The 16,158-nt window shown below is 64.2% G+C and carries 24 protein-coding genes and 1 pseudogene; all 25 read left to right on the top strand.

The window, feature by feature from the left end; all coding sequences use genetic code 11:
* Window position 1 precedes the first annotated feature (1 nt).
* The 25 genes and pseudogenes from rplW (at window position 2) to JMV54_RS03920 (ending at window position 16,063) form a co-directional block, all read left to right on the top strand.
* On the top strand, window positions 2–301 hold the full coding sequence (rplW, locus tag JMV54_RS03800) for a 50S ribosomal protein L23 (protein WP_201517577.1): 300 nt from the start codon (window positions 2–4) through the stop codon (window positions 299–301).
* A gap of 22 nt (window positions 302–323) precedes the next feature.
* A complete protein-coding gene (rplB, locus tag JMV54_RS03805) occupies window positions 324–1,163 on the top strand; it encodes a 50S ribosomal protein L2 (protein ID WP_201517578.1) in 840 nt (279 codons plus the stop codon).
* 15 nt (window positions 1,164–1,178) lie between these two features.
* Window positions 1,179–1,460, top strand: a complete 282-nt coding sequence (rpsS, locus tag JMV54_RS03810) for a 30S ribosomal protein S19 (protein WP_201517579.1) — start codon at window positions 1,179–1,181, stop codon at window positions 1,458–1,460.
* A gap of 24 nt (window positions 1,461–1,484) precedes the next feature.
* Entirely contained in the window at window positions 1,485–1,868 is a 384-nt protein-coding gene (rplV, locus tag JMV54_RS03815) for a 50S ribosomal protein L22 (RefSeq protein WP_201517581.1), read from the top strand.
* A complete protein-coding gene (rpsC, locus tag JMV54_RS03820) occupies window positions 1,868–2,614 on the top strand; it encodes a 30S ribosomal protein S3 (RefSeq protein ID WP_201517582.1) in 747 nt (248 codons plus the stop codon). Before rplV ends, rpsC begins: the two co-directional genes overlap by 1 nt.
* A gap of 3 nt (window positions 2,615–2,617) precedes the next feature.
* Entirely contained in the window at window positions 2,618–3,034 is a 417-nt protein-coding gene (gene rplP, locus JMV54_RS03825; protein WP_201517584.1) for a 50S ribosomal protein L16, read from the top strand.
* Between the two features lie 3 nt (window positions 3,035–3,037).
* Window positions 3,038–3,340, top strand: a complete 303-nt coding sequence (gene rpmC / locus JMV54_RS03830; protein WP_201517586.1) for a 50S ribosomal protein L29 — start codon at window positions 3,038–3,040, stop codon at window positions 3,338–3,340.
* Window positions 3,340–3,651, top strand: coding sequence for a 30S ribosomal protein S17 (rpsQ, locus tag JMV54_RS03835; RefSeq protein WP_201517593.1), 312 nt, complete (start codon window positions 3,340–3,342; stop codon window positions 3,649–3,651). The genes rpmC and rpsQ overlap by 1 nt, the downstream gene beginning before the upstream one ends.
* Before the next feature lie 39 nt (window positions 3,652–3,690).
* On the top strand, window positions 3,691–4,059 hold the full coding sequence (gene rplN / locus JMV54_RS03840) for a 50S ribosomal protein L14 (protein ID WP_201517595.1): 369 nt from the start codon (window positions 3,691–3,693) through the stop codon (window positions 4,057–4,059).
* A gap of 2 nt (window positions 4,060–4,061) precedes the next feature.
* Window positions 4,062–4,406 (top strand): annotated as a pseudogene (gene rplX / locus JMV54_RS03845) (50S ribosomal protein L24); the annotation flags it as partial.
* A 96-nt stretch (window positions 4,407–4,502) separates the two neighbouring features.
* Window positions 4,503–5,090: a 50S ribosomal protein L5 gene (gene rplE / locus JMV54_RS03850; RefSeq protein ID WP_201517600.1), complete on the top strand. Its 588-nt coding sequence runs from the start codon at window positions 4,503–4,505 to the stop codon at window positions 5,088–5,090.
* Between the two features lie 105 nt (window positions 5,091–5,195).
* A complete protein-coding gene (rpsH, locus tag JMV54_RS03855; protein WP_201517602.1) occupies window positions 5,196–5,594 on the top strand; it encodes a 30S ribosomal protein S8 in 399 nt (132 codons plus the stop codon).
* Window positions 5,595–5,600: 6 nt separating this feature from the next.
* On the top strand, window positions 5,601–6,134 hold the full coding sequence (gene rplF, locus JMV54_RS03860; protein WP_201517605.1) for a 50S ribosomal protein L6: 534 nt from the start codon (window positions 5,601–5,603) through the stop codon (window positions 6,132–6,134).
* A gap of 2 nt (window positions 6,135–6,136) precedes the next feature.
* Window positions 6,137–6,496 (top strand): 50S ribosomal protein L18, encoded by a 360-nt coding sequence (rplR, locus tag JMV54_RS03865; protein ID WP_201517608.1) that lies wholly within the window; start codon window positions 6,137–6,139, stop codon window positions 6,494–6,496.
* A gap of 26 nt (window positions 6,497–6,522) precedes the next feature.
* Window positions 6,523–7,215 carry a 30S ribosomal protein S5 gene (rpsE, locus tag JMV54_RS03870; RefSeq protein WP_201517663.1) on the top strand — a complete coding sequence of 231 codons (693 nt, stop codon included), beginning with the start codon at window positions 6,523–6,525 and terminating at the stop codon, window positions 7,213–7,215.
* Complete coding sequence (gene rpmD, locus JMV54_RS03875) at window positions 7,215–7,403, top strand: 50S ribosomal protein L30 (RefSeq protein WP_201517610.1); 189 nt, start codon at window positions 7,215–7,217, stop codon at window positions 7,401–7,403. Before rpsE ends, rpmD begins: the two co-directional genes overlap by 1 nt.
* Window positions 7,403–7,873: a 50S ribosomal protein L15 gene (gene rplO, locus JMV54_RS03880; protein WP_230972665.1), complete on the top strand. Its 471-nt coding sequence runs from the start codon at window positions 7,403–7,405 to the stop codon at window positions 7,871–7,873. Before rpmD ends, rplO begins: the two co-directional genes overlap by 1 nt.
* A gap of 370 nt (window positions 7,874–8,243) precedes the next feature.
* Entirely contained in the window at window positions 8,244–9,149 is a 906-nt protein-coding gene (locus tag JMV54_RS03885; protein WP_201517612.1) for an ABC transporter ATP-binding protein, read from the top strand.
* Window positions 9,146–10,024 (top strand): ABC transporter permease, encoded by an 879-nt coding sequence (locus tag JMV54_RS03890; RefSeq protein WP_201517615.1) that lies wholly within the window; start codon window positions 9,146–9,148, stop codon window positions 10,022–10,024. Before JMV54_RS03885 ends, JMV54_RS03890 begins: the two co-directional genes overlap by 4 nt.
* Window positions 10,021–10,935, top strand: coding sequence for an ACP S-malonyltransferase (locus JMV54_RS03895; protein ID WP_201517617.1), 915 nt, complete (start codon window positions 10,021–10,023; stop codon window positions 10,933–10,935). The genes JMV54_RS03890 and JMV54_RS03895 overlap by 4 nt, the downstream gene beginning before the upstream one ends.
* 2 nt (window positions 10,936–10,937) lie before the next feature.
* On the top strand, window positions 10,938–11,678 hold the full coding sequence (locus JMV54_RS03900; RefSeq protein ID WP_230972801.1) for an SDR family oxidoreductase: 741 nt from the start codon (window positions 10,938–10,940) through the stop codon (window positions 11,676–11,678).
* Window positions 11,679–11,753: 75 nt separating this feature from the next.
* A complete protein-coding gene (locus JMV54_RS03905) occupies window positions 11,754–12,023 on the top strand; it encodes a phosphopantetheine-binding protein (protein ID WP_201517619.1) in 270 nt (89 codons plus the stop codon).
* On the top strand, window positions 12,023–12,460 hold the full coding sequence (gene fabZ / locus JMV54_RS03910) for a 3-hydroxyacyl-ACP dehydratase FabZ (RefSeq protein ID WP_201517620.1): 438 nt from the start codon (window positions 12,023–12,025) through the stop codon (window positions 12,458–12,460). Before JMV54_RS03905 ends, fabZ begins: the two co-directional genes overlap by 1 nt.
* A gap of 97 nt (window positions 12,461–12,557) precedes the next feature.
* A complete protein-coding gene (locus JMV54_RS03915; protein WP_201517628.1) occupies window positions 12,558–14,789 on the top strand; it encodes a GNAT family N-acetyltransferase in 2,232 nt (743 codons plus the stop codon).
* A complete protein-coding gene (locus tag JMV54_RS03920) occupies window positions 14,786–16,063 on the top strand; it encodes a DUF6365 family protein (RefSeq protein ID WP_201517630.1) in 1,278 nt (425 codons plus the stop codon). Before JMV54_RS03915 ends, JMV54_RS03920 begins: the two co-directional genes overlap by 4 nt.
* Window positions 16,064–16,158: the final 95 nt, after the last annotated feature.

Genomic DNA, 16,158 nt, shown 5'->3' on the forward strand with positions numbered 1-16,158 from the left:
CATGAGCGCAATCAACAAAGACCCGCGCGACGTCATCATCGCACCGGTGATCTCTGAGAAGAGCTACGGCCTCATCGACCAGGGCCAGTACACCTTCGAGGTAGACCCCCGCGCAAACAAGACCGAAATCAAGATCGCCATCGAGCGCATCTTTGACGTCGAGGTCGCAAGCGTTAACACCATCAACCGCAAGGGCAAGACGCGCCGGACTCGCTTCGGTATCGGCAAGCGCAAGGACACCAAGCGCGCCATCGTCACCCTGAAGTCCGGCTCGATCGACATCTTCTCGAACGTCGGCTAACCGGAGGACTAGAGGAAGAACCATGGCGATTCGCAATTACAAGCCCACGACCCCAGGTCGTCGCGGCGGTTCGGTCTCGGAGTTCACCGAGATCACCCGTACGACTCCCGAGAAGTCGCTGCTGAAGCCGCTGCCGAAGACCGGTGGCCGCAACAACCAGGGACGCATCACCACCCGCCACATCGGTGGTGGCCACAAGCGTCAGTACCGCGTCATCGACTTCAAGCGCAACGACAAGGACGGTATCAACGCGAAGGTCGCTCACATCGAGTACGACCCGAACCGCACCGCCCGCATCGCGCTGCTGCACTTCGTTGACGGCACCAAGCGCTACATCATCGCGCCGAACAAGCTCAAGCAGGGCGACATCGTTGAGTCGGGCCCCGACGCCGACATCAAGCCCGGGAACAACCTGCCGCTGCGCAACATCCCCACCGGTACCGTTGTGCACGCAGTTGAGCTCCGCCCCGGCGGCGGTGCCAAGCTCGGCCGCTCGGCCGGCGCCTCGATCCGTCTCGTTGCTAAGGATGGCCCCTACGCGCAGCTGCGTCTGCCCTCGGGTGAAGTCCGCAACGTTGACGCTCGTTGCCGCGCCACCGTCGGTGAAGTTGGCAACGCCGAACAGGCGAACATCGACCTCGGTAAGGCCGGCCGTAAGCGCTGGCTCGGCGTACGACCCACCGTTCGTGGTGTCGTGATGAACCCGGTCGACCACCCGCACGGTGGTGGTGAAGGCCGCACCTCAGGTGGTCGCCACCCGGTGAGCCCCTGGGGTCAGAAGGAAGGCCGCACTCGCAAGCCGAACCTCGAGTCAGACAAGTACATCGTTCGTCGCCGTCCGACCGGCAAGAAGCGCAAGTAGTAGGAGTTCAAGAAGATGCCTCGCAGTCTGAAAAAGGGCCCCTTCGTCGACGAGCACCTGCTGCAAAAGGTGCTGAAGCAGAACGACGCTGGGTCGAAGAACGTGATCAAGACGTGGTCGCGCCGCTCGATGATTGTGCCCGACATGATCGGCCACACCATCGCCGTGCACGACGGCCGCAAGCACATCCCGGTGTTCGTCACCGAGTCGATGATTGGCCACAAGCTCGGCGAATTCGCGCCGACCCGCACCTTCCGCGGCCACGAGAAGGACGACAAGAAGGGTCGCCGTCGCTAACGCGAGGGCACAAAGGAGGAAATCATGGTGGAAGCGATCGCGCGTGCGCGTCACATCCGCGTCACCCCTCAGAAGGCTCGCCGCGTCGTCGACCTCGTCCGCGGCAAGCAGGCGCTCGAAGCGCTCGCCATTCTGAAGTTCGCGCCGCAGGGCGCATCCGAACCGGTCTACAAGGCAGTCGCCTCGGCAGTCGCGAACGCTCGCGTCATTGCCGACAACTCGAACGAGTACCTCGACGAGCGCGACCTGTACGTGTCGACCATCTACGTCGATGAGGGCGTCACCCTCAAGCGCTTCCGTCCGCGCGCCCAGGGCCGTGCCGGACGTATCAACAAGCGCACCAGCCACATCACCGTCGTCGTCTCGACCCCCGAGACCGGCGCCGACGAGCAGAAGGCGGAGAAGTAATGGGACAGAAGATCAATCCGTACGGCTTCCGTCTCGGTATCACCACCGACCACCGGTCGCGCTGGTACGCCGACTCGACCAAGCCGGGCCAGCGCTACGCCGACTACGTGGCTGAGGATGTGCGCATCCGTCAGCACCTCAACGAGTCGCTCGACCGCGCTGGTGTATCGCACATCGAAATCGAGCGCACCCGTGACCGTGTCCGCGTGGACATTCACACCGCCCGCCCGGGCATCGTGATCGGTCGCCGTGGTGCTGAAGCTGAGCGCATCCGTGGCGAGCTGGAAAAGCTCACCGGTAAGCAGATTCAGCTCAACATTCTTGAGGTCAAGAACCCCGACCAGGATGCACAGCTGGTTGCTCAGGGCATCGCCGAGCAGCTCGCTGCCCGTGTGGCCTTCCGTCGCGCAATGCGCAAGGGCCTCCAGGGTGCACAGCGTGCCGGTGCCAAGGGCATCCGAATCCAGGTGTCGGGTCGACTCGGCGGCGCCGAAATGAGCCGCTCGGAGTTCTACCGTGAGGGCCGTGTGCCCCTGCACACCCTGCGCGCCAACATCGACTACGGCTTCTACGAGGCAAAGACCACGTACGGCCGCATCGGTGTGAAGGTGTGGATCTACAAGGGTGACCTCACCAACAAGGAGCTTGCTCGCGAGCAGGCCAACATGAAGTCGCCGCGTGACCGCGGTGACCGTTCGCGCCGCAACCGTCGCAACGACCAGGTTGCTGCTGGATCGGAGGCGTAACCCATGCTGATTCCCCGTCGAGTCAAGCACCGCAAGCAGCACCGTCCCACCCGTAAGGGCCAGGCAACCGGTGGTACCCGCGTGATGTTTGGTGACTACGGCATCCAGGCACTTTCGCCTGCCTACGTCACCAACCGCCAGATTGAGGCAGCGCGTATTGCGATGACCCGTCACATCAAGCGTGGCGGTAAGGTCTGGATCAACATCTTCCCGGACCGCCCGCTGACCAAGAAGCCCGCCGAAACCCGTATGGGTTCGGGTAAGGGCTCGCCCGAGTGGTGGGTCGCAAACGTGAAGCCCGGCCGCGTGCTGTTCGAGGTGGGCGGCGTTGACGAGCAGCTCGCTCGCGAAGCGCTCACCCGTGCGATTCACAAGCTGCCCCTGAAGGCGCGCATCATCACCCGTGAGGAAAGCGAGTAAGCAATGGCGATTGGATCGAAGGAGCTCGCCATCAACGAGCTCGACACCATGGAAGACGCCCGTCTCGCCGAAGAGCTGAAGAAGGCCAAGGAGGAGCTGTTCAACCTCCGCTTCCAGTCGGCTACCGGCCAGGGCGAAGAGCGCGGCCGCCTCAAGGCAGTCAAGCGCGACATCGCGCGCATCTACACCGTGCTGCGCGAACGTGAGCTGGGCATCCGCACCGCTCCCGCACCCGCCGAGCCCAAGGCCCGCAAGCGCGGTAAGAAGGCAGAGGCAGAAGCCGAGGCCAAGGAGGAGACCAAATAATGGCTGAAAACACCGTGTCGGCAGCCGACAAGGTCGCCGCCGACAAAGACGCTGCGCAGCACCGCAACTACCGCAAGACCCGCCGCGGCTACGTCGTGAGCGACAAGATGGACAAGACCATCGTCGTGCTCGTTGAAGACCGCGTGAAGCACCCTCTCTACGGCAAGGTGCTCCGCCGTTCCACCAAGATCAAGGCACATGACGAGCAGAACACCGCCGGTATCGGCGACCGCGTGCTCGTTGCCGAGACCCGTCCCCTCAGCGCCGATAAGCGCTGGCGGCTGGTCGAGATCCTCGAGAAGGCGAAGTAGGCCCCGCCTACCCGCTGTAACAGCCAAGGAGACTGAGACATGATTCAGCAGGAATCGCGACTCCGTGTCGCCGACAACACCGGTGCCAAGGAGCTGCTCGCCATCCGCGTGCTCGGGGGTTCGGGAAAGCGCTACGCCGGCCTTGGTGACGTTATCGTCGCCACGGTCAAGGACGCCATCCCTGGCGGCAACGTCAAGAAGGGCGACATCGTTAAGGCAGTAGTCGTTCGCACCAAGAAGCCCACCCGTCGCGTTGATGGCTCGTACATCAAGTTCGACGAGAACGCCGCCGTAATCCTGAAATCGGACGGCGAACCGCGCGGTACGCGTATCTTCGGCCCAGTGGGCCGCGAGCTGCGCGACAAGCGCTTCATGAAAATCATTTCGCTCGCCCCGGAGGTGCTCTAACAATGGCGAAGATTCGCAAGGGTGACCTCGTCGAGGTCATTACGGGCGCAAAGCAGGAACGCGGCGGCGACCGCGGTAAGCAGGGCAAGGTCCTCGAGGTGCTCACGCAGCAGAACCGCGTGATCGTCGAAGGCGTCAACCTGGTTACCAAGCACAAGCGCCCCCAGCAGACCGCAGCTGGCGCAACTGCCGGTGGCATTGAGGTTGTCGAAGCACCCATTCACGTTTCGAATGTGATGCTCGTTGACCCCGAGACCGGCAAGCCCGCTCGCGTTGGCTTCAAGGAGGAGCAGGTCACCAAGGACGGCGTTACCAAGACCGTCCGCACCCGCTACTTCAAGCCCTCGCGTCGTGCAGCAGCCGAGCCCAAGAAGAAGGCTGCCGCGAAAAAAACCACCAAGTCGACTGCAAAGAAGACTGAGAAGAAGGACAACGAGTAGCGCATGACTGAAACCGCTGTGGAGGCTGGCAAAATCCAGCCCCGACTCAAAGTCAAGTACCGCGACGAACTTCGCGCCAAGCTCCAGGAAGAGCTCGGCCTGAAAAACGTCATGCAGGTGCCCGGCCTCACCAAGATCGTGGTGAACATGGGTGTCGGCGACGCCGCTCGCGACAGCAAGGTGATCGAGGGCGCGATCAACGACCTCACCCTCATCACCGGTCAGAAGCCCAAGGTGAACCGCGCTCGCAAGTCGATCGCACAGTTCAAACTGCGTGAGGGTCAGGCCATCGGTGCCAACGTGACCCTGCGCGGTGACCGCATGTGGGAGTTCCTCGACCGACTGCTGTCGCTGGCGCTGCCGCGTATCCGTGACTTCCGCGGTCTGTCAGACAAAAACTTCGACGGGCACGGCAACTACACCTTCGGTCTCACCGAGCAGGTTATGTTCCACGAGATCGATCCGGATAAGATTGACCGTCAGCGCGGTATGGACATCACTATCGTGACCACCGCCGAAGACGACGACCAGGGCCGTGCGCTGCTGCGCGCACTCGGCTTCCCGTTCCACTCGCGTACTGGTCGCGAGTAGAACAACCCAAAATAAACCCGACCCGGCAACCGCCGGGTCGGGTTCCACCACAGGTCGGCGTCCCCTGGCCGGGGCGTCGAAACCAGGCGAAAGGAAAAACGCGTCATGTCAATGACCGACCCCGTAGCAGATATGCTCACGCGTCTGCGTAACGCGAGCAACGCGCACCACCTCTCGGTGTCGATGCCGGGCTCGAAGCTCAAAAAGAACATCGCCGAAATCCTCAAGCGCGAGGGTTACATCGCCGACTGGAGCGCCGAGAGCGCCCGTGTTGGTGAGAACCTCAACATTGAGCTGAAGTTCGGCGACGACCGTCGCCCCGCCATCACCGGCATCAAGCGCGTGTCGAAGCCCGGTCTGCGCGTCTACGCACGCTCGACCGAGCTGCCCACCGTTTACGGTGGCCTCGGCATCGCCATCATGTCCACTTCCTCGGGTCTGCTTACCGACCGTGAGGCTCAGCAGAAGGGCGTGGGTGGGGAAGTCCTCGCCTACGTATGGTGATCGAATATGTCGCGAATTGGTCGTCTCCCAATTGAAATTCCAGCCGGCGTCGAGGTAAAGGTCGACGGTCAGCTGGTGAGTGTTAAGGGCCCCAAGGGTCAGCTCGAACTGACCGTGGCAGCCCCCATCGAAGCGAAGGTTGAAGACGGTAACGTCGTCGTTTCGCGTCCGGATGATGAACGTGACTCGCGTGCGCTTCACGGTCTCACCCGCACCCTGATTTTTAACAACATCATTGGTGTCACCCAGGGCTACTCGAAGGCCCTCGAGGTGGTCGGCACCGGTTACCGCGTGCAGCAGAAGGGCACCGACCTCGAGTTCGCCCTCGGTTTTTCGCACCCGGTGAAGTTTGCCGCTCCGGATGGTATTCAGCTCAAGGTTGAAGGCCAGAAGGTCACCGTTGAAGGTATCGACAAGCAGCTGGTCGGTGAAGTAGCCGCCAAGATTCGTAAGATCCGTCCGCCGGAGCCCTACAAGGGCAAGGGCATCCGTTACGAAGGCGAGCAGATTCGTCGCAAGGCCGGAAAGGCTGGTAAGTAAGCATGGCTCAGAAGAGCAAGCAGGCAGCCCGTGCCCAGCGGCACGCCCGGCTGCGCAAGAAGATCGTCGGCACCGCAGAGCGTCCCCGCCTGTGCGTCAGCCGTTCAACCCGTCACGTATTCGTTCAGGTCATCGACGACGCCAAGGGCCACACGCTGGCTTCGGCTTCGACCCTCGAGGCCGAACTGCGCGACTTCGATGGCGACAAGACCGCCAAGGCCCGCCGCGTTGGCGAGCTGATTGGCGAGCGCGCCAAAGCCGCCGGTATCGAATCGGTTGTTTTCGACCGCGGCGGTAACAAGTACGCGGGTCGCGTTGCGGCCATCGCCGATGGAGCACGAGAGGCAGGGCTGAACCTGTGAGCGAAATCATCGAAAACAGCGAAAACATGTCGGAAGCCCCCGTCGAAACCGCTGCGTCGAGCGAATCGAACCAGCGCGAAGAGCGTGGCGGACGCCGTTCGGGTAACCGTGACCGCGCTCAGCAGGAGCGTGGCGGCCGTGGTCGTGGCCGTGGTCGTGGCCGCGATGAGCAGTCGAACGAGTTCCTCGAGCGTGTTGTCACCATCAACCGCGTTTCGAAGGTTGTAAAGGGTGGTCGCCGCTTTAGCTTCACCGCTCTGGTTGTCGTCGGTGACGGCAACGGACTGGTGGGTGTTGGCTACGGTAAGGCACGGGAAGTGCCGCTGGCCATCTCGAAGGGTGTCGAGGAAGCGAAGAAGAACTTCTTCCGTGTACCGCGCGTCCTGAAGACCATCCCGCACCCCGTGCTCGGCCGTGCAGGCGCCGGTGACGTGCTCCTGCGCCCGGCTGCTCCCGGTACCGGTGTTATCGCCGGTGGTCCGGTGCGTGCCGTGCTCGAGTGCGCCGGTGTGCACGACGTGCTGAGCAAGTCGCTCGGTTCGTCGAACACCATCAACATCGTCCACGCGACGGTCGACGCCCTGCGCCAGCTCGAAGAGCCGCGCGCGGTAGCTGCCCGTCGTGGTCTCGACGTCGAGCGCGTCGTGCCCGAGCGCATCCTGCGCGACCAGGCACGCGAGGCCGACGAGGCCGCCAAGGCTGCAAAGGCTGGTGCGTAATGGCAACTTCGTTCAAGGTGACCCAGATCAAGTCGGTCATCAGTGAAAAGCAGAACCAGCGCGACACGCTGCGCTCGCTCGGTTTGAAGCGAATCGGCGACAGCGTTGTTCGTGAAGACTCGCAGCAGCTGCGCGGATACCTCCGCGCGGTTGCGCACCTGGTCAAGGTGGAGGAGGTCAACGAATAATGGCGAACAACGAGAACGTGCAGGAATTTGAGGACGGCGGCCTGAAGCCGCACCACCTGCGTCCCGCCGCAGGTGCCAAAAAGGCCAAGACCCGTGTGGGTCGCGGTGAAGCATCGAAGGGTAAGACCGCTGGTCGTGGTACCAAGGGAACCCGCGCACGCACCACCGTGCGTCTCGGTTTCGAGGGTGGTCAGATGCCGCAGCACATGCGTACTCCGAAGCTGCGCGGGTTCAAGAACCCGTTCCGCGTCGAGTACCAGGTTGTGAACCTGTACCAGCTCGCCGAGCTGTACCCCGAGGGTGGCGACGTGACCGTGGCTGACCTCGTAAAGAAGGGCGCTGTTCGTAAGAACGAGCCCGTCAAGGTACTCGGCACCGGTGAGATCACCGTGAAGCTGAACATCGAGGTCGACAAGGTCTCGGCTTCGGCTAAGGAGAAGATTGAGGCTGCCGGCGGTAGCGTCAAGTAACACTCTCGCTTAGAGCGGGGTCGGTGTATAACGCACCGGCCCCGCTTTTGCTTTCCGCGGATGCGGTGGGGGCTGCGTGCGCGCGCGGGTGCTGCATAGCTGCGGGCTTTGTGTGTCTGCGCGGGGTTTGTATGCGGTGCACCACGCACAATGCCCGCGGACACATACAAAGGTCCGGGGGATGCGAGGGGGAGTGGATGCGGGGCAAGAATCCACGCGCGCGCTCTATCACATGGTCGTTTACTTGGGCGTTAGCTGCGCGTCAATCCCGTTAGTGGCCGTTTACCTGCGAACCCCTTCTCGTTTACGCGCCCTCCTTAATATCGGCGAGTAATCGGTGTTCTTCCGTACGGGGTTTCGTGAGGCGTTCATGATTTCAGTACAGGGGCTGACGAAACGGTACAAGCAGGTAACGGCAGTCAGCGATTTGAGTTTTGATGTAGATGATGGGGAATTGTTCGCGCTGCTCGGTACGAACGGCGCGGGTAAAACAACGACCATCTCGTGTATGACGACGCTTCTCGGATTTGATGAGGGCAAAATCACGATTGACGACCTCATCGTCGGCAAAGATGACCACCAGATTCGTGAGCGCATCGGTGTGGTATTTCAGCAATCACTGCTCGACCCATTGCTCACGGTCGATGAAAATCTGGCTCTGCGCGCCGGTCTTTACGGTGTATCGCAGGCGCGGATTGATGAGCTCGCTGAACTCGTCGATCTGAACGACTTCCGCGATCGTCCCTATGGCGTGCTTTCGGGCGGTCAGAAGCGCCGCGTGGACATTGCCCGCGCACTCCTCAACCGCCCGCAATCGCTCTTCCTCGACGAGCCGACCGCCGGTCTCGACCCGCAAAGCCGTGAGCAGGTGTGGGATGTGGTCGCCCAGCTGCGTGAGGAGCTCGGCCTGACCGTGCTGCTCACGACGCACTACATGCAGGAGACCGAGGGCGCGGATGAGGTCATCATCATCGACCACGGCGAGGTCATCGCTGCCGGCACCCCCATGGAGCTGCGCGCCAAGTATTCGCAGCCGCTGCTGAGCGTGCAGCCCAAGGATGGGCGCCGCGACGAGGTAATCGACGCCCTCGAGGCTCGCTTCCCCGACGACGAGTGGTATGACGAGGGTGGTGCCGTGCACATCCACGTTTCGGCACAGCGCGAGGTCATCGGCACGGTGCAGGCGCTCGAGCCGGTAATGGAATCGTTCCAGTTCGTCCAGGGCTCAATGGACGATGTGTTCCTTAATCTTGTGCACAAGCGGGGAGATCAGTGAATACCGTCCGCGTACTAGTTCGCCGAAATCTGAAGATCTACTTCCGCGACCGAGCTTCGGTATTTCTCTCGCTACTGTCGGCGCTCATCCTGTTGCTGCTGTATCTGCTCTTCCTGGGCGGACTGCAGGTGGATGAATTGCAGAGTTCATTGCCAGACGCGACCGCGGAAGAAATCGACTGGTTTGTCGGCACGTGGGTATTTGCCGGCATTCTGATGATTACCACCTTTACCACCGGCTTTGCCGCACTCGGCGTATATGTGGATGATAAATCATCGGGTCGGTTTAAAGAGTTCCGAGTTTCACCAATTCGTCGAAATGAACTCATTCTCGGATATCAAATCGCCGCATTCATTGTCGCGACGATTATGAGCGTGGTCATTCTCGTGATCGGCGGCGTGCTGATGCTGCTCATCTACGGCCACGGTCCGTCGTTCCAGCAGGTGCTCGCAACCCTGGGCTACATCCTGCTGTGCTCGTGGGCGTTCTCGGCACTGAGCTCGTTCATCATGACCTTCGTCGGCTCCAATAGCTCGTACACTGCAGTCAGCACCATCGTCGGAACGCTGCTCGGTTTCTTGGCGGGCGCCTACCTGCCGCTCGGTCTGCTCAGCAAGGAAATCGGCAACGTGCTGAACGTGCTGCCGTTCTCACCGGCCGCGATGCTGATGCGTCAGCCGCTGACCACGGATGCGCTCGATGCCATCAGCGGGGGAGTGCCAGAGGCCGCCACGCAGGTGTCCGAGTACTACGGCATCGACATCTTCATTGGCGATCTGTTCGTCGAACCGCTGTGGGTGATTCTGGGTCTCATCGCGATGGGTGTCGTATTCACCGGACTCGGCGCGTGGCGCATCGGAAGGACGATCAAGTGACCAAGCGCGTAGCGATGTTCCCCGGCCAGGGGAGTCAAGTGGTGGGCATGGCGAAGCGCGCGGTGCGTGACTCGGCCGCCGCGGCCGCATTCTGGCAGGCCGCGAGCGAACGCATCGACACCGACCTGTCCAAGCTGTGCTGGGAGAGTAGCGATGAAGAGCTGCGCCCCACGCAGCGTCAGCAGCCCGCACTCGTGGCCGCGAGCCTCGCGACCTGGATTGCGCATCACGAACTCAGCGACGATGCTGCCAGCGAACAGCCCCAGTGGCACACCGCCGGGCACAGTATCGGGGCGATTCCGGCGGCCGCCGCAGCCGGGTATCTCGACCCGGTGGATGCGGTACACCTGGCGGCCGAGCGCGGCAAGCTGATGGCGAGCGCACCCGCGGGCGGCACCATGCTCGCGGTCGTCACTGCCAAGCAGCCCGATGAGGACGCCCAGTTCCGCCTCGCCGCCGAACTTGCCGACGCTCACGATTGCGATGTCGCTGCCGTGAACGGTCCCACCCAGGTAGTGCTCGCGGGCGCCATCGACAACATTGCGCGCGCCGAAGTCGAAATCGAGGCGAAGACCAAGCAGCTGTCGGTGAGCAACGCCTTCCACTCGCGCTTCATGCATCCGGTGGCCGAAGAATGGGCGGCGCTGGTCGCCGCAACCGACTTTCAACCCGGCACCGGCAGCTACATCGGCTGCCGCAGCGGTGAGCTGTGCGAAACCGAGGCCGAGGTGCGTGCCGACATTATCGAGGGGCTCACCATGCCGGTGCGCTGGATGCGCGTGCTGACGCAGCTCATCCCCGGCGCCGATGCCGTGCACGCATTCGGCCCGGGCCGCGCAACGGCGCGACTGGCACGTCCGTACCTCGGTAAGCAGCGGGTGCACCAGCACGAACCCCAGGGAGCGAAATAACCATGACCACTGAACGTCCCCTCGCCCTGATCGCGGGCGCCTCGCGCGGTATCGGCCGCGCGGCAGCGCAAGAACTCGCCCGCGCCGGCTACAACATCGTCGGCTGGTATCGCAGTAATGAGGCTGCCAGCGAAGAAACCGCGAAGCTCGTCGCCGCGCAGGGTGGCCAGTACACCGGCATGCAGGTCGATGTGCGCGATGAAGACTCGGTGCGCGACGGCTTCAAGCAGCTGCGCGGACTCGACGGCACGCTCTCGTCGGTGGTGATCACGAGCGGCATCACCAAGGACGGGCTTGCCGCCACGATGAGCACCGAAAAGTTCCGGGATGTGGTCGAGACGAACCTGTTTGGCACGTTCTATATCTGCCGCACCGCAATGCGCGCGATGCGTAAAACTGGCGGCGCGATCGTGCTGCTGTCGTCGACCTCGGGCATTAGCGGCCAGCCGGGCCAGGCGAACTACTCGGCCAGTAAGGGCGGCGTGAACGCACTCACCCAGGCGCTCGCCAAGGAGGGTGCCGCCGCGGGCATCCGCGTCAACGCCGTGGCGCCGGGATTCACCGACACCGACATGTTCCGGTCGATGGATGCGGCAGCGCGGCAGCGACTGACCGCCCAGATTCCGCTCGGTCGCGTTGGCGAACCCGAAGAGGTGGCCCGCGCCATCCGCTTCCTCGCGACCGACGAATCCAGCTACATCACCGGGCAGATCCTCGCGATCGACGGCGGCATCACCGCCTAAGTGCAGCGCCCGCAAGCGCACACAGACACAACCAGCAACCCTCCACCTCCACACCACCCGCCGAAAGGACCGACCATGTCGCAACACGAAATCGCCCAGCAGCGTCTCGAGCTGAACATCCGCCTGCGCGAACTGCTCCTCGAGGGCCTCGACCTGCCCAATGAGCCCGAGCACGTCGACTTCGACCAGCCGCTGTTCGGCCGCGGTCTCGAGCTCGACTCGCTCGACACGCTCGAAATCGTGAGCCTCATGGAAGAGGAGTTCGGCGTGTTCGTGTCGGATGAGCAGCGCAGCGTCTTCGGTTCGCTCAACAAGCTCGCCGACGAAGTGGCAGCTGCCGAATAATGACGACGCTCTACAGCGCGGACGATCTGCGCGCCCTGCTCCCGCACCGCCATCCGTTCGTGATGCTCGACCGGCTCGAGGTCACTGAACCGGGCAAGAGCGGTATCGGCTACAAGAACATCTCGATCGCCGACCCGGTGTTCGCCGGGCACTTCCCGCAGCAGGCGATCTATCCGGGCGTGCTGCTCATTGAAGCTGCCGGTCACACCTGCGGCATCGTGCACACCGCGGCCGAAGCCGAGGGCGAATCGCGCATCGGGTTCCTCGCCGGGGTGCGCAAGTTCAGCTTCAAGAAGGTCGTCGTTCCCGGGGATGTGGTCACGATCCAGGTGCGCAAGCGCACGGCCCTGGGCGACCTGTTCGAGTACGAGTGCAAGCTGCTGGTCGACGGCGGCATCGTCGCGGAGGGTTCGGTGGCGGTGGCCATGCAGGCCTAGTCGGATGCGGGGCCGACCAGGAGCGGCCCCGCATCCATTCCCACAAACTCTCGCCGATACTGTGCCTTCGCCGTTCTGAACCCCGGAAGGAACCACCATGGACGTTCGCCGCTATCAAGACGCGGATGCGCCCCAGCTCGCCGCGCTGCTTGAGCGCAATAGCTACGGCCCGTCCGAGTATCGCGATGTGCTCGACGCCGACGGCTTGCGCCGCGTGTTTGTAGCGCGCGGGGTCACCGATTGCATGGTGGGGGAGAAGGACGGCGCGATCCACGGCTGCATTGCGCTGAGCCTCAACTCGGGGCGCCGTACGCTCGCCGCTGACCGCCGCTTTGCGGGCCTGTTCGTCATCGATGACGCCTATCGCAACTCGATGCTCGCGGGCCAGCTGTTCAAGGCGATTTTCACCGAGGCAATGTCGAGGCCCGAGGTGCGTTCACTGCACGTTGAGGTCGACCCCGCCAATAAGCGCGCCCTGCCGCTGTATCTGCGGGTCGGGTTCCGGGCACTACCGGGAAGCGCGGTGGATGAGGATGGCTACCTCGAGATGGTGTCGCACCTGCCCGGCATCTCGCGCGACATTCTCGACCGCAATCTCGGCGCCAAGAGCGAGGCGATCAAACCCGCGATCAACTGGCGGATGATGCGCGGCGGCCGCAATGCGGATGCGAGCGAAAACCTGGAACTGCGCGATGGCCGCTGGACCATTAGCTATCCGATTGACACGGGCGATTTGGCTTTCCTCGCCGAGACCGACTTTGTCACCGGCGAACTGATCGGGCTCACCCAGACGAAGGGCAAGCAGCTCGAGCTACCCGCCACCGAATTGGTGCTGCAGCCGCGTGCAGCGGTTACCGAGGTCGCGGCGCTCGCGGCGGGCGGGCTGCGCTGCACCGTCGACTCGAGCGGCAACATCCGCGTGACCGCCGAGGACGGCACCCCGCTGCTGCACGCATTCTGGCCGACGGTGTTCGGACAAGAATCACAGGCCACGCGCCGCCAACAAACCCGCCACCGCATCCGGCTCGATGACAGCGCCGACGGGCTCGTGCTGGTCGACGAGGACAGCAATGTGCGGCTGCAGCTGCAGCAAACCGACGACATGATCGAACTGCGCGCGCAGGCTGGCAGCGATGACCGCGTGATGCTGGCACCGTCGGTGCGGCTGCGACCGGCACTGCACGCCAGCACCACGGCGGATGCGACCGCCACCGATGACAGCGACAGCGCCACCTGGCAGCTGGCGCCGGTGGTGCGGGGCCTGTGGCCTCAAGACTGGACCGACTTCGAATTTGCCGCCCCCGTCACCACTGCCAGCGAGGCGTGGTGGGGCAACGGTCGCGTGGGTGTGCGGATGCAGTGGCAGGGCGAGGCGCGCCTCGAAGGCGACTCGGCACCGCTCCTGCGTTCGAGTGCCCCGGGAGAAGCGGTGATGCTGCGACTCGCTGCCGCGCCCGCGCTGGGCGTGCCCGCATCGGCACCCGAGGGGATGCAGCCGGTGTCGCGGCCGCTGCGCCGCCGCGGTTCGCGTCGCGGTGACCGCAGCGAGGCAAAGCCCGTGGCCGCAGAGGTTGCGCTCAGCACCAAGACGCTGCGCGATAACAGCACCGAACTCACCGGCGGCCAGCACCGCATCCACGTGGTGCCCGAGCTCGGTATCGCCAGCTGGGAGTTGAACGGCGAAACCGTGTGCAAGGCACCGTATCCGGCCACCGGCACTTTCGGTTCGCTCGCGAGCCACCGCGTCGCGATCTGGGCCGCGCTCATTCCCGACACCAATGACCTCGACCTCGGCACGGTCTGGTTTGACGACACCGCCACACTGCCGGTCAGCGACGAATCGGATGCGGCCGGGTCGCGGATTGTGCGCGCGGGGGAGGACGAGCTGGTGCTCGCAGTGCACGGGGCAACTACGCCTGCCACCGACACGGAGCAGCCCGGCGCGCTCCCGCCCGCCAGCACGCTGGCACCCGCAACCACTCCGGCGATCGCGATCACCCCGCACACTGGCGCGCATCCGCAGTTCACGCTGGGGGTTGCCGGGCGGCTATGGCGCATCGCAACCGGTGGCTGGCGAGCCGTGGCCGATCAGGTTGCCGTCACGCTGCGCGACGGTCGAGCACTGGTGATCCAACCCGATACCGACCGTGACGCGCTCGAGCGGGGGCAGCGTCCGCGGCTGATGGTGCGCAGCGTCGCGGCTGATGGTGCCCACATCACCGCCACCGCGGGTCCGGGTGTGCCGCTGCAGCTGCGGTTGCGCGTGTGTGCCTCGCGCAATGTCGCCGAGGCCGAGATGTTCGCGTGGCAGCAGGGGGCGGATGCATGAGCCAGACACTGTTCATCGCCCCGAGCGCCTATTCGATCGGTGAGCTCGTCAACGCCATCGAGATTGCGCGCACCCTGCCCGACCCGTCGCAGGCGCGGTTCCTGGTGGCCGGGCGCAATGTTGACTATGTGCGCGCGAGCGGGTTTGCTGCCGAGAAACTGCCGCGCGGCTCGGCGGCGGCGAAAGCCTGCCGGCAGGCGGTCGCGGATGCGGACCTCGATGCGGTCGTGCTCGCCGACCACCACCTGCTCGGCCTTGAACGGGTCGGGTTCACCATCGACGATGTGCTCGGTGGGGCACCGCTGGTCGCGGTCGACTCGCTCGCCTTTGGCGGAGCCGGGCGCACACTCGAACTTGCCGTGAGCAAGGTGAGCGACAACCCGATGGTGCAAAAGTTCTTCCCCGCCGAGGTGACGCTCCCGACCCTGCCCGAGCAGGTGCCGCTGCTGCGCCCGGTCCCGGTGGCACCCGCCGTCGTGGCCGACGAGGGCACGCGCCGCATCCGCAGTTTCGACCTCTACGGCGACCGACTGCCGCGCGATATCGACGTAGCCGCGGTGCGCGCCCGGCTGGGCGTTGAGCCGCATCGCAAACTCGTCATGCTCGCCATGTCGAACTGGGCCACCACCGCCATGACCAAACCCGGCCTCGGTGCCCCAAACCGGGATCGCGACGCCGTCTACCAGCTGCGGATGCGCTGGTTCGCCGAACTGCTGCGCCGCATCGATGAACCGATCGCGCTCGTGGGCGTGAGCGCGGATGCGCTGCCCGCCACCGGGCAGGACGTGCAGATCATCACCAGCGGGTTCTTGCCGCTGGCCGAGTTCACCGAGCTGCTCGCCGCCGCCGACCTCTATCTGACCGACAACATCACCTCGGGCGCACTCGCCCGCGCGGTGCTGCTCGGTACCCCCGCGGTCGTGCTCACCCACGAACACGAAACCGAGGCGGGCGCGGATGCGTTCACCGCACACTGGCGGGAAGAGATGAGCGAGCAATTCCCGGGCTTCGACTTCCCGTATCTCGTGAACCCGTTCGGCTGGCTCGATGAGCTGCAGCTGCTACTGACCGACAACGACTATTTGCGCGTCCTCACGCGCGTCGACGCCTACGACTTTGCCGCGCAGGTGGCCGCCTGCCGCGCAGCGCTACTGGAACCCGACGCGCACCGGCACGTCCGTGACGCGCTCGACCGGCAGCGCCAGGGCCTGCCCACCGGTGGCGAGGCGCTGCACGAGCTGCGCCAACCGGCACCGGCATCCGAAGGCGGCTAGCCGCGCATCCCACCACCTCGACCAACAAGACCCACCACGCAAACAACATCCCCCAACCAGCCCCACCAAGTCAGCGGGTAGCGGGCACACCGATA

Origin of the sequence: Gulosibacter hominis, assembly GCF_904842695.1 — a bacterium.
Taxonomy (GTDB): domain Bacteria; phylum Actinomycetota; class Actinomycetes; order Actinomycetales; family Microbacteriaceae; genus Gulosibacter; species Gulosibacter hominis.